The organism is Asanoa sp. NPDC049475 (assembly GCF_040676915.1).
In the GTDB taxonomy this organism is placed as follows: domain Bacteria; phylum Actinomycetota; class Actinomycetes; order Mycobacteriales; family Micromonosporaceae; genus Asanoa.
On the sequence record NZ_JBFAPY010000008.1, the window covers coordinates 78998 to 102452 of the forward strand.

General features: G+C 72.0%; 23 protein-coding genes. 8 read left to right on the top strand and 15 right to left on the bottom strand.

Going from position 1 to position 23455, the window contains the following annotated elements:
* The first annotated feature begins 3 nt into the window (after window positions 1–3).
* Together AB0J88_RS30575 and AB0J88_RS30580 are read left to right on the top strand one after the other, a co-directional pair.
* On the top strand, window positions 4–639 hold the full coding sequence (locus AB0J88_RS30575; protein WP_364347826.1) for a DJ-1/PfpI family protein: 636 nt from the start codon (window positions 4–6) through the stop codon (window positions 637–639).
* Window positions 640–660: 21 nt separating this feature from the next.
* Window positions 661–1575 (top strand): ion transporter, encoded by a 915-nt coding sequence (locus tag AB0J88_RS30580; RefSeq protein WP_364347829.1) that lies wholly within the window; start codon window positions 661–663, stop codon window positions 1573–1575.
* On the opposite strand, the gene AB0J88_RS30585 is transcribed toward AB0J88_RS30580, so the two are convergent.
* Genes AB0J88_RS30585 through AB0J88_RS30595 form a run of 3 tightly spaced genes read right to left on the bottom strand, consistent with a single transcriptional unit; the run spans window position 1548 to window position 4610 of the window.
* Window positions 1548–3254, bottom strand: a complete 1707-nt coding sequence (locus AB0J88_RS30585) for an ATP-binding protein (RefSeq protein WP_364347832.1) — start codon at window positions 3252–3254, stop codon at window positions 1548–1550. The two genes, AB0J88_RS30580 and AB0J88_RS30585, sit on opposite strands and share 28 nt — an antisense overlap.
* 14 nt (window positions 3255–3268) lie before the next feature.
* A complete protein-coding gene (locus tag AB0J88_RS30590) occupies window positions 3269–3898 on the bottom strand; it encodes a class I SAM-dependent methyltransferase (RefSeq protein WP_364347835.1) in 630 nt (209 codons plus the stop codon).
* A 13-nt stretch (window positions 3899–3911) separates the two neighbouring features.
* Window positions 3912–4610, bottom strand: a complete 699-nt coding sequence (locus AB0J88_RS30595) for a class I SAM-dependent methyltransferase (protein ID WP_364347838.1) — start codon at window positions 4608–4610, stop codon at window positions 3912–3914.
* A 27-nt stretch (window positions 4611–4637) separates the two neighbouring features.
* Here AB0J88_RS30595 and AB0J88_RS30600 point away from each other — a divergent pair, with 27 nt between their 5' ends.
* On the top strand, window positions 4638–4856 hold the full coding sequence (locus AB0J88_RS30600) for a hypothetical protein (RefSeq protein WP_364347841.1): 219 nt from the start codon (window positions 4638–4640) through the stop codon (window positions 4854–4856).
* On the opposite strand, the gene AB0J88_RS30605 is transcribed toward AB0J88_RS30600, so the two are convergent.
* The 6 genes from AB0J88_RS30605 to AB0J88_RS30630 form a co-directional block, all read right to left on the bottom strand.
* Window positions 4853–6262, bottom strand: coding sequence for a carboxyl transferase domain-containing protein (locus tag AB0J88_RS30605; RefSeq protein ID WP_364347844.1), 1410 nt, complete (start codon window positions 6260–6262; stop codon window positions 4853–4855). The two genes, AB0J88_RS30600 and AB0J88_RS30605, sit on opposite strands and share 4 nt — an antisense overlap.
* A gap of 40 nt (window positions 6263–6302) precedes the next feature.
* Entirely contained in the window at window positions 6303–7529 is a 1227-nt protein-coding gene (gene fabF, locus AB0J88_RS30610; protein ID WP_089248742.1) for a beta-ketoacyl-ACP synthase II, read from the bottom strand.
* 1 nt (window position 7530) lies between these two features.
* Window positions 7531–7770, bottom strand: a complete 240-nt coding sequence (locus AB0J88_RS30615; RefSeq protein ID WP_116075309.1) for an acyl carrier protein — start codon at window positions 7768–7770, stop codon at window positions 7531–7533.
* A gap of 41 nt (window positions 7771–7811) precedes the next feature.
* Window positions 7812–8756, bottom strand: a complete 945-nt coding sequence (locus AB0J88_RS30620; protein WP_364347848.1) for a beta-ketoacyl-ACP synthase III — start codon at window positions 8754–8756, stop codon at window positions 7812–7814.
* On the bottom strand, window positions 8753–9922 hold the full coding sequence (locus tag AB0J88_RS30625) for an acyltransferase domain-containing protein (RefSeq protein ID WP_364347851.1): 1170 nt from the start codon (window positions 9920–9922) through the stop codon (window positions 8753–8755). Before AB0J88_RS30625 ends, AB0J88_RS30620 begins: the two co-directional genes overlap by 4 nt.
* A gap of 136 nt (window positions 9923–10058) precedes the next feature.
* Window positions 10059–11252 (bottom strand): helix-turn-helix domain-containing protein, encoded by a 1194-nt coding sequence (locus tag AB0J88_RS30630; RefSeq protein WP_364347854.1) that lies wholly within the window; start codon window positions 11250–11252, stop codon window positions 10059–10061.
* A 23-nt stretch (window positions 11253–11275) separates the two neighbouring features.
* On the opposite strand from AB0J88_RS30630, the gene AB0J88_RS30635 reads away from it, so the two are divergent.
* The gene (locus AB0J88_RS30635; protein ID WP_364347857.1) at window positions 11276–11911 is read left to right on the top strand and encodes a phosphatase PAP2 family protein; all 636 of its coding nucleotides are present in this window, start codon (window positions 11276–11278) and stop codon (window positions 11909–11911) included.
* Window positions 11912–12502: 591 nt separating this feature from the next.
* On the opposite strand, the gene AB0J88_RS30640 is transcribed toward AB0J88_RS30635, so the two are convergent.
* On the bottom strand, window positions 12503–13675 hold the full coding sequence (locus AB0J88_RS30640) for a histidine kinase (protein WP_364347860.1): 1173 nt from the start codon (window positions 13673–13675) through the stop codon (window positions 12503–12505).
* A 169-nt stretch (window positions 13676–13844) separates the two neighbouring features.
* On the opposite strand from AB0J88_RS30640, the gene AB0J88_RS30645 reads away from it, so the two are divergent.
* Window positions 13845–14396, top strand: coding sequence for a hypothetical protein (locus tag AB0J88_RS30645; RefSeq protein ID WP_364347863.1), 552 nt, complete (start codon window positions 13845–13847; stop codon window positions 14394–14396).
* A gap of 1097 nt (window positions 14397–15493) precedes the next feature.
* Complete coding sequence (locus tag AB0J88_RS30650) at window positions 15494–16051, top strand: WHG domain-containing protein (RefSeq protein ID WP_364347866.1); 558 nt, start codon at window positions 15494–15496, stop codon at window positions 16049–16051.
* Here the strand turns inward: AB0J88_RS30650 and AB0J88_RS30655 are convergent.
* The 5 genes from AB0J88_RS30655 to AB0J88_RS30675 form a co-directional block, all read right to left on the bottom strand.
* A complete protein-coding gene (locus AB0J88_RS30655; RefSeq protein WP_364347869.1) occupies window positions 16048–16683 on the bottom strand; it encodes a hypothetical protein in 636 nt (211 codons plus the stop codon). The two genes, AB0J88_RS30650 and AB0J88_RS30655, sit on opposite strands and share 4 nt — an antisense overlap.
* A gap of 231 nt (window positions 16684–16914) precedes the next feature.
* Window positions 16915–18321: a glutamate--tRNA ligase gene (gene gltX, locus AB0J88_RS30660; RefSeq protein ID WP_364347872.1), complete on the bottom strand. Its 1407-nt coding sequence runs from the start codon at window positions 18319–18321 to the stop codon at window positions 16915–16917.
* Window positions 18322–18486: 165 nt separating this feature from the next.
* Entirely contained in the window at window positions 18487–19764 is a 1278-nt protein-coding gene (locus AB0J88_RS30665) for an MFS transporter (RefSeq protein WP_364347874.1), read from the bottom strand.
* Window positions 19751–21067 (bottom strand): GH1 family beta-glucosidase, encoded by a 1317-nt coding sequence (locus tag AB0J88_RS30670; protein WP_364347877.1) that lies wholly within the window; start codon window positions 21065–21067, stop codon window positions 19751–19753. Before AB0J88_RS30670 ends, AB0J88_RS30665 begins: the two co-directional genes overlap by 14 nt.
* A gap of 70 nt (window positions 21068–21137) precedes the next feature.
* Window positions 21138–22202 carry a winged helix DNA-binding domain-containing protein gene (locus AB0J88_RS30675; protein ID WP_364347880.1) on the bottom strand — a complete coding sequence of 355 codons (1065 nt, stop codon included), beginning with the start codon at window positions 22200–22202 and terminating at the stop codon, window positions 21138–21140.
* A 286-nt stretch (window positions 22203–22488) separates the two neighbouring features.
* Here AB0J88_RS30675 and AB0J88_RS30680 point away from each other — a divergent pair, with 286 nt between their 5' ends.
* Window positions 22489–22818, top strand: coding sequence for a hypothetical protein (locus tag AB0J88_RS30680; RefSeq protein WP_364347883.1), 330 nt, complete (start codon window positions 22489–22491; stop codon window positions 22816–22818).
* 310 nt (window positions 22819–23128) lie between these two features.
* Entirely contained in the window at window positions 23129–23425 is a 297-nt protein-coding gene (locus tag AB0J88_RS30685; RefSeq protein WP_364347886.1) for a hypothetical protein, read from the top strand.
* Window positions 23426–23455 lie beyond the last annotated feature (30 nt).

Below are 23455 nucleotides of genomic sequence, written 5' to 3' on the forward strand. Positions count from 1 at the left end.
CCAATGCAGATCGCCATCCTGTTGTACGACCGCTTCACCGCGCTCGACGCCGTCGGGCCGTACGACGTGCTCAGTCATCTCCCCGGCGCCGAGGTGGTGTTCGTCGCCGAGCGGCCCGGTCCGGTGACCAACGAGGTCGGTGGCCTGAGCCTGGTCGCGGAGGCCGCGCTCGCCGACGTGCCCCGGCCCGACGTGGTCGTGGTGCCCGGCGGCCCGGGCCAGACCGCGCACATGGGTGACGGCCCGATCCTGCGCTGGCTGCGCGCGGTCGACGCGCACACCACCTGGACCGCCTCGGTGTGCTCCGGCTCGTTGCTGCTCGCGGCGGCCGGCCTGCTGGAAGGGCGCACGGCCACGAGCCACTGGCTGGTCCGCGACCTGCTGGCCGACCACGGCGCGATCCCGATCGCCGACCGGTACGTCTTCGACGGCAAGTACGTGACGGCGGCCGGCGTCTCCGCCGGGCTGGACATGGCGTTCGCCCTGGCCGGCCGGATCGCCGGCGACGGCGTGGCGCAGGTGATCCAGCTCGCGCACGAGTACGACCCGCGGCCGCCGTACGCCTCCGGCAACCCCGACACCGCACCCCGCGCGATCGCCGACGCGGTCCTGGCCCGGCGGTCGGCCATCGTGTCCTGACCGGACAACTAAGCTTCGTTGATGTTCCGGCGCCCCATCCCTCGCCAGCGGCCGGCACCCGAGGATCCGTCGCCCCTGGCGCGCCGGTGCGCGGCGATCGTCGACTCGCGGGTGTTCGACGTGGTCATCGTCGCGGTGATCGGGGCCAACGCCGTGGCACTCGGCATCGAGACCTACCCGCACCTCGGCGAGTTCCGGCCGTTGCTGCTCGGCCTGGAATGGGTGTTCCGGGCCGTGTTCGTGCTCGAGATCGCGATCCGGCTCGGGGCGTACGGCCGCCGCCCCCAGGACTTCTTCAAGCACGGCTGGAACGTCTTCGACTTCCTGGTCATCGCGGCCGCCTTCCTGCCGCTGCCCGGCCTGCACGACTCGACCGCGCTGCGGATCGTGCGCATCGCGCGCGTACTCCGGCTGGTCCGGTTCTCGCCCGGGTTGCGCACGATCGTCACCGCGCTGTTGCGCAGCCTGCCCGGGGTCGGCGGCTTCCTCGCCCTGGCGCTGGTCACGCTCTACGTCTACGGCATGGCCGGCTGGCTGATCTTCGGCGAGCGCTTCCCGGACGACTACGGGAACCTCGGCCAGGCGGTGCTGACCCTGTTCGTGCTGCTCTCCCAGGAGACGCTGCCCGACCTGATCCGACAGGGACTGACGGTCTCGCCGTGGACCCTCGTCTACTACGTCAGCTACGTGCTGATCACGGCGAACCTGCTGCTCAACATCCTCATCGCGGTCATCGTCAACTCGATGGAGGAGGCCCGCCGGCTGGAGATCAGCGAGGGGATGGCCGACCGCGACGGTGACGGCGTGCCCGACGAGGTCGACCGGATAGCGGTCACCCAGCGGATCGACGACCTGCGGGCGGCGCTGGCCGAGCTGGAACGGGAGCTGCGGATCGAGCGTGACGAGGATCAGGCCCGAAGGGTCCGGTCCGGATAGGCGGCGCTCCGCTCGAAGAAGCGCACCCGGTCGGTGCACTCCAGCAGCACCTCGTTCCAGGTGCGCACCCGGACTGCCGCGCGTTCGGTCTCGATCCTGTTGACCACGAGCCACACGTCCCAGTCGACCCGGATGCCGCGGTACCGGGTGTCGGCCGCGATCGCCTCGGCGTAGGCGGTGAGCTGGGCCAGGTCCTTGGCTCCGGCCGTGTCGGCCCCGAGGACGACCAGGTGCTGGAGGCGCTCGTGCTCGCGGCGCGTGCGGGCCACCAGCAGGTCGGCGTCGGGTCCGGCGTGGCGGTCCAGGACCACGTCGAGGGTACGGTCGGCGGCCAACAGCCCGTGCCGCTCGCCGAAGACCCAGGTGTTGTCGGCCAGCACCGGGCGGAGCCGTTCGGGCTCGGCACCGTTCGTGGTGAGCTTCCGGAGCGCGGCGATCACCGCCAGGCGGTCGGCGACGGTGGCGGCGGCCCGGATCGGTCCGTCGGAGTCCCGCAGGACCCGGTCGAGCTGTGCCCGGTCGTCGTCGGAAAGCTTGAAGATCGTGCCGAGCAGGTCGGCGACCCGGTCCGGCCGGGCGCGCAGCACCTCGCGCAGCAGCGCCAGGGTGGCCCGACGCTGGTTGCCCCGGCGGGGGATGTGCCGGTGCACGGTGGTGGCGACGAGGTCGAAGGTCTCCTGTTCGAGCCCACCCTCGCCCTGGTACGGGTAGTCGCCCTCGGTGCGCCACCGCTCGACCAACTCCCGGCGGCGGTCGTCGGCCCTTCCCCGGAAATGCGCGCGCAACTGCTCCCGCGCCGCCGCGACGAGCGCGGTGATCTCACTGTCGTGCCCGTCGCCGAGGTGCACGTCGCCCACGTGGTCGGAGGTGGCGTGCCAGAGCACGTACGCGGTGAAGTCGAACCCGGGCGCTCGGATGCCGACGTCGACGGACCCGACGGGGATGCCGTGCCGGTCGCACAGGTGCAGCTCACGGTCGACGGGCGACGACCACTCGATGACCTTGAGCTGCGCCTCCTCGCCCTCGGCGAACGTCAGCGGATAGACGGCGGTGCGCTGCACCGAGGTGCGCGGGTCGACAGGCACGCCGTCGTAGACGACCGTGACCTCCGGGTACGCGGTCAGGTAGGGCGCGAGCTCGGTGGTCAGGCGGCGGTGGTTGGCCCGCAGCGGCAGCCGGTCGAGCCGGGGCGACTGCTTGCCCCACGCCTCGACAAGCGTGCCGGTGGGGGACCGGGTGGGCTCGCTGTCGCCGATCAGGAAGTCGTTGCGCGTCCCGGCGTGCGCGGTCACCTCGGTCCGGGACCGGCCACCCACGCCGTCGGCCACGGTGGTCCAGCGGAGGTGGTCGCCGAGTGCGTACGCCCGCAGCCGCCCCTGCCCGTTGCTGCCGTGCAGGGTCCGCTGTTTGAGTAGCGTGCCGGCGGTCCACTTCTTCCAGGAGCCACCGATCCGATCGAACGCCGCGGCCAGCGCCTCGGGAGCCATGCCGGTGCCGTCGTCCCGCACGGTGACGCGTTCGACAGCCCCGAGCGGCGAGCGATGCAGCACCACGTCGACCCGGGTCGCGTCAGCGTCGAGCGCGTTCCAGATCAGCTCCTTGACGGCGCCGAGTGGGTCACTCTCGCGCGCCAGCCGCTGCACATGGTCCTCGGCAGCTTCCAGATGCACACGGCGCATCACCGCATCGTGCTTTACGCCGCCGCGACGTGCAGGGGGGTGGCCATGCGCATCAGCCAGAAGGCGGAGGGGACGCGGATCGCGTCGTCGACGACCTCGCCCGTCACGTCGGCGAAGGACTCGCGGGCCAGGGCCTCGAAAGCGGCCGGCTCGCGGACGTGCTCGCCGCGGTCGTTGTCGCTCATCCACTTCGAGATGCGGCCCTGGCCCGGGGCGTAGCAGGTGTCGACCGCGATCACCCGCCCGCCCGGCGCCAGCGCCTGCGACGCGACCCGCAGCAGGGAGCGCGAGTCCTCGTCGGAGAGGTGGTGCAGCAGGCCGAGCAGCAGCACCGCGTTGGCCGGCGGCAGCACGCCCAGGTGGCGCTCGCCGAAGATCTCAGTGGAGAACGACGCCCGCTCGGAGCCGTAGCGGGCCGAAGCATGTTCGATGTACCGCGTGGAGGTGTCGAAGCCGAAGTACGTCACCGCCGGGAGCTTGTCGAAGTAGTACGCCGGTCCGCAGCCCACGTCGATCACCGTGTCGCCGTCGTGCAGGTCGAGTTCGGCCAGGCAGCGGTAGCGCAGGCGGTCGGAGCCGAGCGCCTTCTGCAGGGCCACGTACATCGTGACGTTGCCGAGCAGGTTCTTGAGCGGGGCCAGCACGGGGACGGGTCTCCTATTCGGGACGGTGGGCGCGCAGCATCAGCGAGACGCCGGGCAACGACTTCACCGGAAGATAGCGTTCGGTCGCGACCACCGCACGCAGGCCGAGGTTGACCGGGGCCGCGATGTCGTCGAGGTCGCTGCCGGTCGAGGTGCGCCGGCGCCACGCCGCGATCGGCCGGAGCAGCACGTTCCAGCTCCACAGCTCGTCGACCACGAGCCCGGCCTTCTCGACGACCGCGCGCAGGCCCTCCCGGTCATAGCGGCGCACGTGCCCGACGGCCACGTCGTGCGCCGACCAGAGCTTCATGTCCGCGGGTACGGCGACCAGCAGCGCGCCACCTGGCCGCAGGACGCGGAAGATCTCCGCGGTGGCCTCGTGGTCCTCGTCGATGTGCTCCAGCACGTCGAACGCGGTCACCAGGTCGAGCGCCCCGGTGCCGACCGGGAGCCGCCGCGCGTCGGCCCGCATCACCGACAGCCCGCGCTCGCGGGCAACCTCCGCGCCCTCGGTGCTGTATTCGAGCGCCACCGGACGCCAGCCGTGCGCACGCAGCACGCGGGTGTTGCCGCCGCCGGCCGCGCCGATGTCGAGCGCCGCACCGGGCGCGCCGAGCCCGCGCAGCGCACGGGCGAGCAGCGCCCGGCGCTCGGCGTACCACCAATGGCGGTCCTCGAGCGCGGCCAGCTTGCGGATCTCGGTCGCTTCCACGGCACTCACCCTATTACGCTGCCCGGCATGCCCGAGGCACACGGCTTCGCGTACGAGGAGCGCGCCGACGGATCGGTCGTGATCTTCCACCACGGCCGGACCGCGACGACGTTGCGTGGCGGCCGCGCGGCGGAGTTCCTGGCCGAGGTCGACGCCGACCCGCAGGGCGTGATGGCCCGCTGGACGGGCAACTACCGGCGGGGCAACGAGCGCATGGGCAAGAACCACCCGCGTAACAGGAGCTAGAGCGGGATGTTCCCGTGCCCGCCACGCGCCGCGGGTGCGGCCGCCAGCGCCTCCGCCAGGCGGCGACGGGTCTCACCGGGCTGGAGCACGTCGTCGACGACGCCGATCTCCAGCGCCCGCTGCACGCCGCCGGCCTCCTTGATCTGCTGCTCGACGAGCCGCGCCCGCAAAGCCTCGCGGTCCTCGTGGGACGCGGCGGCGAGCTTCTTGCGGTGCAGCACGTTGACCGCGGCCGACGCGCCCATCACCGCGATCTCCGCGTCCGGCCAGGCGAACACCGCGGTGGCACCCAGCGAGCGGGAGTTCATCGCGATGTACGCGCCGCCGTACGCCTTGCGGGTCACCAGCGTCACCCGGGGCACGACTGCCTCGGCGAACGCGTGCAGGAGCTTGGCGCCGCGGCGCACCACGCCGTCCCACTCCTGGCCGAGGCCGGGCAGGTAGCCGGGGACGTCGACCAGCACGACCAGCGGCACGCCCAGCGCGTCGCACATCCGGACGAAGCGGGCGGCCTTCTCGGCGCTGGCCGCGTCCAGGCAGCCGCCCAGGCGCAGCGGGTTGTTGGCGATCACGCCGACCGTGCGGCCGGCGAAGCGGCCCAGGGCGGTGACGACGTTCGGCGCCCACTTGGCGTGGAGCTCCACACCGGGCTCGTCGAGCAAGGCGCTGACCACGGGCTTCACGTCGTACGCCCGGTTGGCGGTCTCCGGCATCGTGCCGGTCAGGTCGTGCGTGGGGTCGTCGACGGCGACGTCGGCCGGTGAGATCCGCCCCTGCCGGCCGAGCAGGGCGGCCAGTTTGCGCGACTCGTCGAGCGCCGACTCGTCGTCCTTGGTGGTCACATGGACGACGCCGGAGCGCCGGCCGTGCGGCTCGGGGCCGCCGAGCCGTTCCATGTCGACCTGCTCGCCGGTGACGCTGCGGACGACCTCGGGGCCGGTCACGAAGATCCGGCCCGCGCCGCTCATCACCACGATGTCGGTCAGCGCCGGCCCGTAGGCGGCACCGCCGGCCGCGGGGCCGAGCACCACGGAGATCTGCGGGACCTGGCCGGACGCCCGGACCATGGCCGCGAAGACCTGGCCGACAGCGTCCAGGGCGACGACGCCCTCGGCCAGCCGCGCGCCGCCGGAGTGCCACAGGCCGAGCACCGGCACGCGCTCCTGGACAGCGGCGTCGATCGCCTCGACGATGTGCCGGCAGCCCTCGCTGCCCATCGCGCCGCCCATCCGGGTGGCGTCGGTGGCGTACGCGACCACCGGGGTGCCCTCGATCTCGCCGCGGGCGGCGAGCACCCCCGAGTCGTCGCGGGGTGCGACCAGGCGCAGGGTGCCGGCGTCGAACAGGGCGCGCAGCCGAAGCTCCGGGTCCCGGTAGTCCGCGCCGGCCGTGTCGTCGACAGCCATGCTCCTGGTCACCACATTCCCCCCGTCAGTGGCGCGATGGTCACCCGCGGGTGAACACCAGCGCCACGTTGTGCCCGCCGAAGCCGAACGAGTTGTTCAGCACCGCCGGGATGTCCAGCGGTCGCGCCTTGTGCGCGGCCACGTCCATGTCGAGCTTGTCGTCGGGGTCGTCGAGGTTGATCGTCGGCGGCACCACGCTGTCACGGATGGCCAGGATCGAGGCGATCGACTCCAACGCGCCCGCCGCGCCGAGCAGGTGCCCGGTCATCGACTTGGTCGCGGTGATCACAGGATGGTCGCCGAGCGCGGCGTGCAGTGCGGCGATCTCCGCCACGTCACCCACAGGGGTGGAGGTGGCGTGCGCGTTGACGTGGACGATGTCGCCCTTGGCGATGCCGGCGTCGGCGATCGCCTTGGCGATGGCCCGGATCGCGCCGCGCCCCTCCGGGTGCGGCTGGACGATGTCGTAGCCGTCTGAGGTCAGGCCGGCACCGGCGAGCCGGGCATAGACGTGCGCACCGCGCGCGGCGGCGTGGTCGGCGCGCTCCAGCACCACGACGCCGGCGCCCTCGCCCAGCACGAAGCCGTCGCGGCCCTTGTCCCACGGGCGGGACGCGCGCTCCGGGTCGTCGTTGCGGGTCGACATGGCCCGCATCGAGGCGAAACCGGCGATCGGCAGGGGGTGGATGACCGCCTCGGTGCCGCCGGCCACGACCACGTCGGCCCGGCCGGCGCGGATCATGTCGAGGCCGAGCGCGATCGCCTCGGCGCCGGTCGCGCAGGCGCTGGCGACCGAGTGGACCCCGGCCTGGGCGCCGAGCTCGAGCCCGACCCAGGCGGCCGGGCCGTTCGGCATCAGCATCGGCACGGTGTGCGGGGACACCCGGCGCGGGCCGGAGGCCTCCAGGATGTCGTCCTGGGCGAGCAGGGTGGTCGCGCCCCCTATGCCCGAGCCGATGCTGACGCCGAGCCGCTCCGGGTCGAGCCCGGTGTCGGCCAGGCCGGCGTCGGCCCACGCCTCGTGCGCGGCGATCAGCGCGATCGCCTCGGACCGGTCGAGCCGGCGGAGCTTGACCCGATCGATCTTCTCGGAAGGCTCGACCGCGAGCTGCGCGGCGATCCGGACCGACAGTTGGCCGGCCCACTCCTGGGTGAGCGGACCCACCCCGGAGCGGCCGGCCAGCATGGCGTCCCAGGTCGACGCGACGTCCCCGCCGAGCGGGGTCGTCGCTCCGAGCCCGGTGACGACGACGTCGGTGCGACTCATGTCAGGCGTTCGACTCGATGTAGGTGACGGCGTCGCCGACGGTCTTGAGGTTCTGCACCTCGTTGTCGGGGATCTTGACGCCGAACTTCTCCTCGGCCGCCACGACGACCTCGACCATGGACAGCGAGTCGACGTCGAGGTCGTCCGTGAAGGACTTCTCCTCGGCCACGTCGTCGGGGTTGACCCCGGCGACCTCTTCCAGGATCTCGGCCAGGCCCGACGTGATCTCGTCACGGGTCATTGCGGTGGTGTCCTCTCGGTGGGTGGTGATGTGTCTTGCGCTTACGGGCAACGAACAACCTGCCCGGCGTACGTTAGGCCGCCGCCGAACCCGAACAGCAGGACGGGTGCGCCGGACGGCACCTCGCGCCGTTCGATCAGCTTCGACAGGGCCAGCGGCACGCTCGCCGCCGACGTGTTGCCGGACTCGACGATGTCCTTGGCGACGACCGCCTGCGGCATGCCGAGCCGCTTGGCGATGCCGTCGATGATGCGGGCGTTGGCCTGGTGCGGCACGAAGGCCGCGATCTCCTCGGGCGCGACGCCGGCCCGCTCGCAGGCCTGCAGCGCCAGCGGCGCGAGCGCCGTGGTCGCCCAGCGGAACACCGACTGGCCCTCCTGCTGGATGTACGGGCGCCAGCCCTCGATCCGGACCGCGTCGGACTTCTCCGGCACCGAGCCCCAGATCACCGGGCCGACCCCGGGCGCCTCGTCCTCGGCGGCCGCGGTGACCACGGCCGCGCCGGCACCGTCACCGAAGATGATGCAGGTCGAGCGGTCGGTCCAGTCGGTGAAGTCGGAGAGCTTCTCGGCGCCGATGACCAGGGCGTTGCGGGCCGCACCGGCGCGGATCGCGTGGTCGACCGTGCCGAGGGCGTACGAGAAGCCGGAGCACGCGGTGTTGATGTCGTAGGCGCCGGGGGCGTTGATGCCCAGCTTGGCGGCGACCCGGCAGGCCACGTTCGGGCTGCGGTCGACGGAGCTGCACGTGGCGACCACGACGAGGTCTATGTCGGACGGGGTGAGGCCGGCGTTGGCGAGCGCCTTCTCGGCCGCGAACCCGGCCATGTCGGCGACCGTCTCGCTGTCGGCGATCCGCCGGGTGGCGATGCCGACCCGATCGCGGATCCACTCGTCGTTGGTGTCGACGATCTGGGCCAGGTCGTCGTTGGTGAGCACCCGCGACGGCTGGTAGTGGCCGAAGGCGAGGATGCGGGAGCCTGTCATGCGGGATGTCCTCCGATGCGCGCGAGCGGCTGGCCCGGTGCGACCGGGTCGTCGTGATGGGCGAGCCATTCGGTCAGCAGGCCGTCGCCGTGCGCGGTGACCTCGACCGGGCCCTGCCGAGTGGAGACGTGCCCGATGATCTGACCAGTACGTACGCTATCGCCTTCGGCCAGGCCGTCGACCGGGAGGAACAGGCCGGCGGTGCCGGCGACGACGACCCGGAACTGCGGGCTGGGCTCGTGACTGGGCGCTGAGCCGTGGCGGGCGATCAGGTCGCGCGCGGCGGGCAGGTCGTCGGGGGTGTTGAGGGTCACGATCTCGATGCCGTTGGCCTTGAGCTCACGCTTGACCAGCCCGGCCAGGGTGCCCGCGGGCGGCAGCTCGATCACGGCGGTCACACCGAGGTCGGCGAGGGTACGCATGCACAGGTCCCACCGGACCGGCGCGGTGACCTGGCGCACCAGCCGCGTGAGCAGCTCGCGCCCGTGGGCGACGGCGGCGCCGTCGAGGTTCGACAGCAGGATCCGGGTCGGGTCGGCGGGGGTGATGCCGGCCGCGACGGCCGCCAGCGCCTGTTCGGCGGGGGCCATGAACGGGGTGTGGAAGGCGCCGGCCACCGCCAGCGCGATGACCCGCGCCTTGGCCGGCGGTTCGGCGGCGAGCTTGGCCAGCGCGTCGAGCGCGCCGGCGGCGACGACCTGGCCCGCACCGTTGCGGTTGGCCGGGTAGAGGCCGTGCGTCTCGATCGCCGCGAGCACCTCGTCGGGGTCGCCGCCGAGCACGGCGGACATGCCGGTGGGCTCCAGCGCGCAGGCGGCGGCCATCTCGCGACCGCGGACCCCGGCCAGCGTCACCGCGGCCTCGGCGGAGAGCGCTCCGCCCAGCGTCGCCGCGCCGAGCTCGCCGACGCTGTGGCCGGCGACCACCGAGACGTCGTGCATCGGCAGCCGCTCGGCGGCGAGCAGCGCGGCCGCTACGAGCAGGGGCTGGGTGCGCGCCGTGTCCTTGATCTCGTCGGCGTCGGCCTGCGTGCCGAGGTGCACGAGGTCGACTCCGGAGAGTGCCGACCACCAACGGAGGCGGGCCTCGGCACCGGGGAGTTCGAGCCACGGTGCGAGGAAACCGGGCTTCTGCGAGCCCTGGCCAGGAGAGAGTACGGCTAGCACGTTTACGACTCTGCGGGATACTCGTGGGTCATGTGGTTGCCGGCAGGCACCAAACCACACTATTGGTTTTGTATGGTTTCTACAATGAGTGGCTGCGATCACGTACGGTATGGAGCCATTTTTCCCAAACGAGCGTTCAGGCGTCACCCGGCGGCGTGGAGCCACGGGGATCCAGCCGGCCGACCGTCAGCGCGATCCGCAACGCGAACAGGTCCCGCGGGGACAGCGGCGAGAAGCCGGTGACGTCGCCGATCCGCCGCAGCCGGTAGCGCACCGTGTTCGGATGCACGAACAGCGCCCGGGCCGCGCTCTCCAGCACGCCGCCGGCCGCGAAGAACGCGTCCAGGGTCTCGATCAGCTCGCCGCCGGCCCGCACCAGGGCGCCGTAGACGTCCCTTCGCAGAGCGCGGCGGGCCGCGGCGTCACCCGCGAGGGCCCGCTCCGGCAGCAGCGCCGCCGCGGCGACCGGCCGGGGTGCGTCCGGCCAGGCGGGCGCGGCCCGGAACCCGGCCAGCGCCGCCCGGGCCGACTCGGTCGCCTCGTCGAGGCTGGCCACCGCCGGCCCGACCACGACCGGCCCGGTGCCGAAGCCGTCGAGCAGCTTCTCCGTCGCGTTGAGCGGGTCGGTCGCGCCACCGAGCACCACGACCAGGCGGTCGCCGTGCACGCCGCTGATCACCTCGACGCCGATCCGGCGCGCGGCGCGGTAGACCGTGTGCAGCACCGGGGCCACCTCGCCGCCGGGTGAGCGCCCGACGGCCACCGCCACCGGCGGCGGGTCCGCCCAACCGAGCGCGGCGGCCCGGCTGGCCAGGGTGTCGGTGGAGTCGCCACGCAGCAGCGCGTCGACGAGCAGGGCCTGGAGCCGGGCGTCCCACGAGCCGCGGGACTCGGCGGCGCGCGCGTAGACCCGGGCCGCGGAGAAGGCGATCTCCCGCGAGAAGCGGAGCACCTCCTCGCGCAGGTCCCGCTCCTCGCCGGGCGCGGCCAACTGGCCGGCGTGCTCCTCGACGACGTCGATGGTGACCTGGATCAGGGCGACGGTCTGCTGGAGGCTGATGCTGCGGGCCAGCGCGCGGGGTGCGGTCGCGAACACCTCGTCGGAGACCTCGCGGGGCCGGGTCTGCGGACCCTGGCGCATGAACTCGACCAGCGAGCGGACGCCGGCCTGGGCGACCAGCATCACCCAGGCGCGCTGGTCGGCAGGCAGGGCGCGGAACCAGGCGAGGCTTTCATCCATCCGGGCGACACTGGCCGTGGCGAGGGCGCCCGCCGACCGCTCGATCCGGCGCAGGGTCGCCGCGAGCCCGTCAGCGGTCTGGTCGTCCACGCGTACACCATAGGCTTGTCGGGATGCACCACTCTCCCGCGCGCCCGCCGGCCGCCCTGCCCCTGGCCGCGTTGGCCGCGTTCGGGGTGCTGCTCGGGCTCGTGGCCGCCGACTGGCCGCCGCTGGTTCGCTGGGACGACTCCGTCAGCGCGACCCTGCGTTCGTTCGGTACCTCCCGGCCGGTGCTGGTCGACTGGCTGCGGGCACTGACCTCGTTCGCCGCCACCATCCCGTTCGTCGCCGTCGGGGCCGCCGCGACGCTGCTGTTCGCGGTCCGCCGGGAGCGCTGGCCGGCGCTGTTCTGCGCCCTTGTCACGGCGGCCGTGCCGATCGCGTGGGGGGTCATGCACTGGGCGCTGCACAACCCGCGTCCGGTCGACGGCTTCGTGGTGGTCTCCAGTTCGGGCTTCCCGAGCGGTCACACCAGCAACGCCGCCGCCTTCGCGGTGGCCGTCGTGCTGCTCGTCTGGCCCCGGGCCGGTGCCGCCACCCGGCTCGCGACCGCCTTGGCCGTGATCGCGTTCGCGGTGTTCATCGGCTTCACCCGGGTGGCGCTGCTGGCCCACTGGCCGACGGACGTGATCGGGGGCTTCCTGCTGTCCCTGGCGCTGGTGCCGATCGCCGCTCGGATCGCGAACCTGGGCCGGGTCGAGGGATGAGGCGTTCGGTCGCCGCAGCGGCCGGGACTCGCGGCTCGCGGGCCGCTGGCCGCGTCAACGGGTGAGAGTCGGTGTTCGCCGCCATCTTTGCGGCTCGCGGGCCTTCGGCCGCGTGCGCGCACCGGCTGACGCGGTCGCCGCTCGGGTGACCGACCTAGACGAGTACGTCCTAACCACCGCTGATGGGTGTTGCCAGGGGAGTGGGTGGTCCGGTTTGTGACGGCAGAGATCAGGCCTGGTTGTGCGTGAAGGTCGGTGACTGGCTCGGAGCGCCGGTGGCGGGTGGTCCGTCGGTCTAGGGGTGTGTCGGGACGCGGCTGGTTGTTGGTGGCGCGGGCCGTGATCGGGTGTGGCTGGTCTGGTCTCGGACGGGTGTGGGCCTTGATCGGGTGTGGCTGGTCTGGTCCTGGGACGGCGTGTCGACCAGGTCTGGCGCACACGATCAACGTTTCGGCCCTGGATCTACCAGATAGCTCACTCCCGATCACGGCCCAGCGCTTAAGGGCCACGGGCCAAGGCCACGACTGACGGGGCGTTACGGGCCACGGCCCACGGCAGGCCTGCGACGCGGGGCCGTTGGAACTCACTCGTCTAGGCCGCGTCGACGGGTAGGGCCGCGTGCACCCGCCACCGCGCCCCGGTGGCCGGCCCCGCGTCCAGCCGTCCGCGCAGGAGGGCGGCCCGCTCGCGCATGCCGATCAGCCCGGCGCCGGCGCCGAGGTGGTCCAGCGGTCCGGGGTCGGCGACCGGGTTGTGCACGGTCAGCCGTACCTCTTCGGCTCCGTAGTCGACCGTCACGCTGGCCGTACCCGTGCCGTGTTTCAAAGCGTTCGTCAGCGACTCCTGCACGATCCGGTAGCCGGCCAGGTCCACACCCACCGGCAACGCCCGCGGCTCGCCGGTCGTGATCAGCTCCACCGCGAGCCCGGCCGCCCGCGCGCCGCTGACCAGCCGCTCCACCTCGCTCAGCCCCGGCGTGACCGGGTCGTCGCCGGGCTCCGCTTCCGGACCGCGCAGTACGTCGATCATCTGTCGCAGCTCGCCGAGCCCCTGCACGCTGTTCTCGCGGATCACCCGCAGCGACTCCTGGACCTGGTCCGCCGACAGGTTCTTCACGCTCAGCGCCGCGGTCGCGTGGATCGCCACCACGCTCAGGTGGTTGGCGACCATGTCGTGCAGCTCGCGCGCCATCCGGGTGCGCTCGGCGACGACGGCCTGGCGCCGGTCGAGCTCGGCGACCCGGGCGGTCTGCTCGGCGCGGGAACGTTCGAGGGCGGCCTGGTCGCGGTACTGGCGGACGCTCAACCCCGTCAGGATCGGCAGGACCAGCACGAGCACGGCCGGGATGCCGAGCACGATCCCGCGGAGCTCGCCCGACGTCACCACACCGATCACCGAGGTCGCGACGACCAACGCGATCGACACTTCGAGCGCGCGCCGCCAGAGCCGTTGGGGTCCGAAGACGCAGGCGTCGTACAACACCTGGGTGTAGATCAGAAGCGTGCCGAGCGACCCGCCGAGGGCCAGGTCGACCGTGACCGCGACGGTGCCGATCGCGAGGCTGAGCAGCGGCGCCCGGCGCCGCAACGCGACGGCGCCGCTGGCCGCGACCATCGGCGGATAGAGCAGCCAGTTGGCCTCGTCGGCGGCGCCGAGCCCGATCGTCTTGTACGCCCCCGACGCGATGATCAGCGTCCCGCCCGCGAGCGCGACGGCGGCCAGCAGGAGGTCGCGGCTGATCGACCCGCGCGGGGGGAGGCGCATCACGCCACCGATGCAACCACACGCGCGCCGCCGTCTCGTCCGCCTGCGAGAGGAGGCGCCTCCGCCCGGGGGATGAGACGGGGTTCGTCAGCGCCGGCGACGCGGTAGTCGATCTTCGGCCTTCTCATGGATACGCACGGCCGTGTCCCGTGCATGGGGGGAGACCGACATGATCGTGGCGTTGATCGTGGCCAGCGAGATCGGGTTCTGGGTGCTGCTGGGTGCGGGCTTGATCGCGCGCTACCTGCTGCGGCTGCGCCGGCTCAGCGTGGTGCTCCTGGTCGGCTCGCCGGTGCTCGACCTGGTGCTGCTCGTGGCGACGGTCGTCGACCTGCGCCGGGGTGCGACGGCTGGTCCGTTCCATGGCCTGGCCGCGGTCTACCTCGGCTTCTCGGTCGTGTTCGGGCACGCCATGATCCGGTGGGCGGACCAGCGGTTCGCGCACCGCTTCGCCGGCGGTCCGCCGCCGTGGAAGCCGCCGAAGGGCGGGTGGGCGCGAGCGCGGCACGAGTGGCGCGAATGGGGCAAGGCGGTCGCCGCATGCACGATCTCGGCCGCGCTGCTCGGCGCCGGCATCCTTCTCGTCGGCGACGCGTCGCGTTCCGCTGCGTTGCTCGGCTGGCTGACCCGGATGGGTTGGGTAGCCGCGATCTGGTTCGTCGTCGGCCCCGCATGGGCGACACTCTTCCCGGGTCGGGCCAAAGAGGACGCGTTCCGTTGACGCAGCGGATCGCTGTAGTATGCAGCCAGTCACCCTGGCCCCGCGGGCGGGATTTCCGCTGCTCAGCCCATTAGGGTGTGGAGGCCTAGTGGCTCACCCGGTGGCGGCCGGGTGGCGAGACGGCGGAGAACAGGAGGCCGTGATGGCGCACGGGGAGGCCGATCCCGGCTGCGCCGACGCGGACAGCCAACCGCACATACCGGACGACTCCCGGCGCACGCCGCCGGGCAGACAAATCCGGCGGACCTGTGCGGAACCGACGGCGGAACGCGCTCGCAAAGAACGTCCGGAAACCGACCCCACGGACGACCCCCCAATGGACCAGGGCCCGATCCTCTTCGGCCGCGCACCAGCGTGCCGCAGTGACCGCCCAGGCTGGGCAGGAGCTCACCGCCACGGAGCGGTCCGCCCGCGCCGACGAGCCTCGCGCCGGGAACGCCCACCAGACCGCTGGTGCTGACCCCTCGCCAACTCGTTCCAGCGCCGAGCCTGCTGCGGACCGAAGCGGTTCCGTCCGGCTGACACCGCGGCAGGCGTCTCGCGTGTGCCGCCTCCGCGCGGTTCCCCGCCTTCGCAACACCTGCCGGCGGTCGGTCCGCCGGCCGCGTCCGCACAAGCGAAGTGTCTGGTTGATTCGCGCGAAGCAGCGGACGCATGCGGGTGTCGGCGGCGCTGGGCGCTTCGCGCGGCTCCGGGTTGCGGTGACGCACGCAGGTCGTGCGCCGCTCGCGCGGCTTACGTTTGTGCGCACTGCGGCATGTTGCGGTGACGGCCTCGTGGAGCGATGGCCGGCTCGCGGCTTGCGCCGCTCAGGCCCTGCCCGGCTCAGGCCTTGCCGGGCTCGGGTCTTGTCTGGCGCGTGCCGCGCCCGGACGCGTGTCGTGGAGCGCTCGCGCGGTTCGTGGTCTCCCACACGGCCGCATGGAGCGGTGCCCGGCTCGGGCCTTGCCCGCCCGGCTCGGGCTGCGCCCGGTACGCGCCGGTACGCGCCGGAGGCTGGATCTTCGGCTCGTGGTGGTGTGCGCTGTGGCGTGTCCGGGTGATGGCGCGTGGAGCGGTGGGTGTCGGCGCCGGGTGCAATGTAGATTTTGTCCGATATGGACGAGAAGCAGCGGCAGATCATCGACCAGGCGATCGCTATAGCCGACGAGCAGGGGATCGAGGCTGTGTCCATGCGGGCCGTGGGGCAGCGGCTCGGGCTTAGTCCGATGGCGATCTACCCCTACCTGCGGAGCAAGGGTGCGCTGCTCGACGGCATGGTCGAGCGCATGCTCGGCGAGTTGCTGGCGACCGCACCCGCGACCGGTGGCTGGCAGGATCGGCTCCGGGCGGTGTCGACCGCGGTGCGGAAGCTCGCGCGCCGGCATCCCGGCGCGTACCCACTGATCGTCGCGCGGCCGGGTGCCACCGCGGAGTCCAGGCGGCTCGACGACCTGATCTCGGAGATCCTGCTCGCGGCCGGCGTCCCGAGCGCCGAGGTGCCGCGGCTCGAGCGGCTGCTCTCCACCCTGCTGCTCGGCTTCGCCAACTCCGAGGTCAACGGCCGTTTCGGGGCGCGGCCGCCCGAGGGTGACTGGGACAGCGAGTTTGCCGCCGACCTCGACGACGAGATCCGGCTGATCGAGCAGATCATCGCCCGATCAGGCGCCGCCTAGCGCGTGCGGTGGCGGATGATCAGCGCGACGCCGGCGACCATGAACGCGAGGACCAGCACCACACCACCGTTGAGCAGCACCAACCGCCGCAGCTCGGCCAGCAGCGTGTCGAGGTCACGGCCCGTCGGCAGGGAGTCTTCCGGGATGACCCGCTCGCCGCCGCCGATGCCGCCGCTCATCACGTCGGGCTTCTGGGGGACCGGGGCCCCGGCGATGCGGAGGGCTTCCGACATGGTCATGCGGCCCAGGAACCACGCGGCGGAGGTCTTCTTCTTGTCCGGCTGCGCGGCCGGGCGGAAGGCCTTCGGGCCGCCGTTGGCCAGCGGGTACAGGTCGTAGGTGTAGCGCGGCTTGTCGTCGAACCGCACCACGACGGTGAACTTGCGGCCCAGGTTGGCCGGCTTCGGCGCCGCGATCTGGCCCGTCGTGCCGCCGAGGAAGCTCACCTCTTTGAGCAGGTCGGCGAAGAGCTGCGGCTTCTCGGCCGCGGTCACGGTGATGTCGGCCATGCCCTCCGACGTGAGGGTCAGCCCGGTGGGCTTCGGAGCCTTGGGCGCCTGACCGACCACTGTGGTCGCGAGCGCGGGCGAGGCCGCACCGGTGGTGGCCAACATGAAACCCGCGGCGGCCACCAATAACAACCGTCTGAAAACCGATCGCCCCACCACCGTCCTCCTCGCCCCGTTCCGATGGCTGGCTGGTGCTTACTGCATAGACTCCGCGAACGGCCCACAGGTTGCACACAACCGTCGGGTTATTTGCAGCTTCTGCCATCTCGGTGACCCTCGCGGGGGACGTCGCCGTGATCATCGGCAGGCCGGCATCGTAACCGGCCCGCACAACGTGGTGGGGACCCGGTCCCGTCAGAGACGGGCGCGGGCGGCGCGGATCCGGGCCAGCGTGCGCTCCCGGCCCAGCACCGCCAGGGACTCGAACAGCGGCAGCCCCACCGAACGGCCGGTAACCGCCACCCGGACGGGTGCCTGTGCCTTGCCGAGCTTGAGCCCGCGCGCCGCGCCGACCTTTTCGAGCGTGCTCTTCAACGTCTCCGCGTCCCAGGAGGACAGCGCCGAGAACGCGGCGTCGGCCCCGTCGAGCAGGTCGGCCGCACCGTCCTTCATGGCCTTCGCCCATGCCGCTTCGTCGACGGCCGGCGACGCCAGGAACAGGAAGTCGACGTTGGGCACGATCTCGCTGAGCACCGCCACCCGGGTCTGCGCCAACGGCGCCACCGCCGCGAAGGCAGCGGGGTCGAACGAGGCGGGCTCCCACGGCGGCGCCGGGATCGTCGCCGTGCCGGTCAGCCAGGGCTGGCACGCGAGAATGAACTCGTCGACCGACAGCGCCCGGATGTATTCACCGTTGAACGCGCGCAGCTTCTTCTCGTCGAAGAACGCGGGGGAGGGGTTGACGTCCTCGAGCCGGAACTCGTCCTCGATCACCGACCACGGCACGATCTCCCGGTCGTTGCTCGGCGCCCAGCCCAGCAGCATCAGGTAGTTGCGCATGGCGTCGGCGAGGTAGCCCTCGTCGCGGTACGCCTCCAGGGCGACCTTGTCGCGGCGCTTCGACAGCTTCTGCCGCTTCTCGTTGACCACCACCGGCACGTGCGCCCAGATCGGCGGCTTGACGCCGAGCGCCTCCCAGAGCAGCTGCTGCTTGGGGGTGTTGGGCAGGTGCTCCTCGGCGCGGATCACGTGGGTGATGCCCTGGGTCATGTCGTCGACGACGTTGGCCAGCAGGAACACCGGCGAGCCGTCGGCCCGGGCGATCACGAAGTCTTCGATCTTCGCGTTCTCGAAGGTCGGCTCGCCGCGGATCAGGTCGACGACCTTCGTCTCGCCCTCGTCCGGCGTGCGGAACCGCAGCGCACGGCCCTCGCCCGGACCGAGGTTGCGGTCACGGCAGAAACCGTCATATCCGGCGTACGAGTTGCCGGTGCGGGCCTGCACCATCTCGCGCGTGCAGTCGCAGTAGTACGCGCGGCCCGCGCTGTAGAGGCGGCCGGCCGCGGCGCGCTGCTCGTCGGCGTTGGCCGACTGGAAGTACGGACCCTCGTAGCTGCCCCGCTCGATCCCGATCCAGTCGAGCGCGGAGAGGATGCCCTCGGTCCACTCGGGGCGGTTGCGCGCGGCGTCGGTGTCTTCGACGCGCAGCACGAACACGCCGCCGTGCTGCTTGGCGTAGATCCAGTTCTGCAGCGCCGACCGGGCGCCGCCGACATGGAACATTCCCGTCGGGGATGGGGCGAACCGCACGCGTACCGTCACGCGCCAAGCCTACGGGCGCCCCGGGGGCGGTCCGCCACCAGGTTTCAGGCTTTGCTCTGCACCCACATACGCACCACCCCCGGCGGCGAGGTGGTGCGTATTTGGGTGCAGAGCAAAGCCGCCAGAGATGTCCGGTTCGACCTCGGCCGGAAGGGAGGGGTAGAACTACGGAACAGAGCGGATCTTGCGCACCAGCACACTGCCGAGCAGCGTCACCACTGCCGTCGCGGCGTACAACGTCGGGTATCCGCCCAGGTAGACCACGATCCACGCGGCGGCGAACGGCCCCAGCGCCTGCGGCGCCGAGTTGGCGATGTTGATCACGCCGAGGTCCTGGCCGCGGCTCGTCGCCGCCGGCAGCACCTGGGTGATCAGCGCCGCGTCGACCGCCAGGTAGGCGCCGTAGCCGGCACCGAGCAGCACCGCCGCGACCACCGCCGCCGTCCAGACCGGCCAGACCGCCAGGATCAGCGCGGCCACGGCCATGATCACGCCGGACCAGATCACGAAGACCTTGCGCCGGCCGGAGCGGTCGGACAGGCGCCCCGCGTACACGGCCGTCGCCATCATCCCGGCCGTGTAGAGCAGGATCAGGATCAGCAGCCCGCCCTCGGGATCGGCGTAGTGCACCCCGTCCTCGAGGAAATAGAGCAGGTAGAGCGTGCCCAGAGCGTTGCCGACCTGCACCAGGAAGCGGGTGCCCCAGGCCCAGGCGAAGTCCGGGTGGCGGCGCGGGCTGATCCACATGCCCCGGACGAGGCCGCTCCACGAGAACGGCGGCCGGTGCTCGCGCGGCAGCGGGTCGTCCCCGGTGAGAAAGACGAAGGGCAGACCCAGCAGGAGTACGGCCACCGCCACCGCGACGTAGCCCGACAGGGTGCCGGTGAACACCGTGGTGACCAGCACCGCCCCGATCACCAGGCCGAGCGCCTGCGGGATGCCGGCCCAGCCGGACACCCCGCCGCGCTGGTCGACGGGCACCCGGTCGGGGAGCGCGGCGGTCAACGCCGCGAGCATCGCGTTGAAGCAGGCCTGCGCGGCGACCCAGGCGAGCGTGACGCCGAGGATCGTCTGCTGCTGGGCCAGTGCGAGCAGTGACAGCGCGCCGAGCACCGCACCGCCGAAGGTCCAGACGTGCCGGCGACCGAAGCGGCGGCCGCCGATGGTCAGCGTGGTGCGGTCGGAGAATGCCCCGGCGACCGGGTTGGCGACGATCGCGGCCAGCGCCCCGAAGCCCATCGCCCAGGCCAGCGCCGTCTCCTTGTGGCCCGGCGCGATGTCGGCGACCTGGTTGGGCAGCAGGATCTGGATCGGCGTGAAGAAGGCCATCCAGACGCCGAGGTTCGCCGAGAAGAGCAGCGCGATCCAGCCCCGGCGGACCCGTACCGTCGGCTCGGCCAGCGCCGCCGGAAGGGCGGACGCCTCCGGGTCAACGGTGGTCACGGATGCGCTCCCGCAGCCATTCGAAGGAGCTCTTCGGCGTACGCGTCTGCGTCTCGAAATCGACGTGCACCAGCCCGAAGCGTTTGGTGAACCCCTCGGCCCACTCCCAGTTGTCGAGCAGCGACCAGACGAAGTAGCCGCGCACGTCGACGCCGTCAGCCTGGGCGTCGCCGAGGGCGGCCAGATGTCCGTCGAGGTAGGCGATCCGCTCCGGGTCGTCACAACGGCCGTCCGAAGACACCACGTCGTCGTACGCGCAGCCGCTCTCGGTGATGTAGATCGGCGGGAACTGTCGTCCGTAGCGCCCGTGCAGCGTCACCAGCAGCTCGCGCAGCCCGTCGGGGGCCACGGGCCAGCCGAACGCCGTGGTCGGGTAGTCGTCCAGCGGCACCATCTCGAAAGGCAGCGGACTGCCGTCCTCCGGGCCGCGTACGCCGGTCGGGTTGTAGTAGTTGACCCCGAGCGCGTCGATCGGCGCGGCGATCACGTCGAGATCACCGTCGCGGACGACCGAGAGGTCGGCGGCGCCCTCGGGATAGCCGAGGCCGAACAGCGGGTCGGTGAACACCCGGTTGTGCAACGCGTCGTACGCGGTCGCGGCGGCCAGGTCGGCGGCAGAGCCCGACACGGGCCGGGCGGGCGAGTAGTTGTTGGCGATCGCCACCGGGCTGCCGGAATGGTCGCGCAGCGCCGCCACCGCCAGGCCGTGGCCCAGCAGTTGGTGGTGCGCGACCGGGAACGCGTCGAACAGGAGCTGCTCGCCGGGCGCGTGGGTGCCCAGCGCATAGCCGAGCGACATGTGCACGAACGGCTCGTTCAGGGTGATCCACATCCGGACGCGGTCGCCGAGCCGGTGCGAGACCAGCGCGGCGTACTCGCCGAACCGGTGGGCGGTCTCACGGTCGAGCCAGCCGCCGCGATCCTGGAGGCTCTGCGGAAGGTCCCAGTGGAAGAGCGTGGCGACCGGCGCGATGCCCGCGTCGAGCAGCCCGTCGACGAGGCGCTCGTAGTAGTCGAGCCCCGCCGCGTTGGCCGGCCCGGTGCCGTCGGGCTGGATCCGGGGCCAGGCGACGGAGAACCGGTACGCGCCGACGCCGAGCTCCCGCATCAGCGCGATGTCTTCGGGAAAGCGGTGGTAGGAGTCGGTCGCCACCGCGCCGGTGGTCCCGTCGACGATACGACCGGGCGTCGCGCTGAAGGTGTCCCAGATCGACACGCCGCGGCCGTCTTCGGTGGTCGCGCCCTCGATCTGGTGCGCCGAGGTCGACACTCCCCAGAGGAACCCGCCTGGCAGCTCCGGCATCAGCTTCCGCGCCTCCTAGCTAGCGTTACCGGCTAGTAAGCCGAAACTGGCTCGGACTGTAACCCCCGTCTCACCCGCCAGTCGAGAGGTTCGCGTCGACCAAGCTTTGGACCGTGCGGCGTACCGTCGCCGGGATCGTCCCGAACCAGCTGATCTCGCCTGTGTCGGGCTCCCAGACACCACGCACCCACCCGTCGACGACGACGGTGGGGGAGATCCACCCCTGCGGCCGGGACACGTCGGCCTTGTGGCCCGCGGCGCCGATCTGCTCGAGCTGGCGGGTGCTCCCGGTGATGTACGGGTCGAAGGCGGGAAGCAGGGCCGCCGTTCGCGGGCCTTTCAAAGTGAGGCTTTCGAGGTGCTCTTCGGGCAGGTGCATGTCCGTCCCGTCGACGTCGACCGTCGCGAGCCCTTCGAGCCGCCGGAACGACTTCTTCGCCAGGGCCGGCGTGAGGTCGAACCAGCGGGCGAACTCGTCGGGGGTGGCCGGGCCGTACGCGCCGAGGTAGTCGGTGGCCAGCCGGTCGATCGCGTCGTCGGTGCCGACCGATTCCCAGCTCCCGAGCCACCGGCGAGGTGCGACGAACGTGACGTTGCGGCCGCGCGGCGGCCCGGAACAGAGCAGCCCGCGAAAGGCGGCCGGCTTGAGGATCGTGCCGAAGCCCTGGGTCAGCCTGTCTCGCAGCTCCTGGTGGCCGGTGGCCCTGATGATCGCGTCGGCTAGCTCTTCACGGGTGAGGGGCTGATCGGTCAACACGTCAGGCAGGGCGGCCAGGATGTCGACCATCTGCGCGGCCGTCACGCCGTTGTACCTGAGCCACGAGTTGGTCCTGTCCCGCGTGCGCGTCGACATGGCCGCGACCCAGTGCGGGAAGTCGTCGGCGGGCAGCAGGTGCAGGGTGCCGCGGGCGGCCCAGGTGCGGACCAGTGTGCGCTCGTCCCAGAGCAGCGTGTCGAGCGCGCCGGGTCGGCGGGTGCGGAGGTTGGTCGCGGTGACCGCCGAAGCGGCGACCTGGGCGTGCACTCCGACCACCCGACGCGCCACGGCGACCGGATCGGCCGCCTTGTCGTCGGCGAGGTGGTGCCGGCGCATCCGCCAACGCAGGACCTGGTCCCAGCTCAGTTTGGTAACCACTTAAACAGGTTACAGCCGATAAAGCGTCGGCGAAGCCCTCGTTGGCGCTCATCGCCCGCCCGGACGATGTATCGCGGCATTCATCACCGGCGATACTTGCGGATGGCATTACAACTGCTGAGATCGCCGGCAGGGCATCCGGCCCACCAGAACTCACTGCGGTGGCTGATCGCCGGCGCTCCGGCGTGGGTCGCGGTGTGTGCGTTGCTCGGGGTAGTCGTCGCGTCGTCCGCCGTCGCCACGGCGGCGCTGATGTTGACGAGCTCGGCGGCCGCCTATGGGTGGGGTGCCACCTGGTGGGCTCTTCTTCGACGTTGCCGCGGCGATCATGGGTGTGCTGGACTTCCCGGCCGAGCAGGGCAACTCCAGCCACGCGGTCATCGCGTTCTGCTGCGCGATCCTCAGCGTGATCATGCCGGCCCTCGTGCTCGGCATCGTGCTGGTGCGGATCTTCACGGTCAGGCCGTTCCGGTGGAGAGCCACCATGAGCCTCATTCGAGTCTCGGAACTCGACGTGGAGACGCGTGGGCTCGTCGACAACGGCGCGCAGATGGTGATCGCCGTGCGTTGGTACAAGATCCCACGGCAGCTGGTGATCTCGAAGCACGGAGCATGAGCTACTTGGCCTACTACCGACCCGGGACGTTCGACCGGATCGACGGTCAGGTGCTGTTCGCGCGCCGCGAACCGGGGGATCGGTCGCCGGTCAGCGGTCATCTGGCGCCCGTACCTGGACCGGCTGTGCGACGCGTTCGCGCAGCACGACGGCCTGCTGGAGATCTTCAACGCCGAGCCGCTTCCGGCCGACGTGCGGGTCGTCGATCTCGACAGGCGGAAGTGGGACGAGCAGGCGGATCCGTACGCGGACCCGGCGCCGTCCTGAACGGCGGCTACCCGGTTCGCGCGGCGCATCTACCCTCGTCGACATGAGGGGAACCTGGATGGTGACCGTCGTGACGACGGTCGGGCTGTTGCTCGTCGTCGGTTTCCGTTCGGTTCGGCGGCGCGGCCAGGCTCGGATGTCGACCATGGAGCAGGCGCGCCGCGCGACGCGGGAGATGCGCCGTGAGAGTCGCCTCCTGCGCGGTAGCCGCGGGCGCGGCGACGGAGAGCACTTCTGGCGCACGAAGCTCGGCAAGTACGGCGACGAGCACCACGGCGACGACAGCGGCGGCGCTGGTTTCGGGGACTCCGGCGGCGGATCGGGCGGCGGCAGCGACTAGGCCGGCAGGCTGAAGACGTCGCCGGTCAGC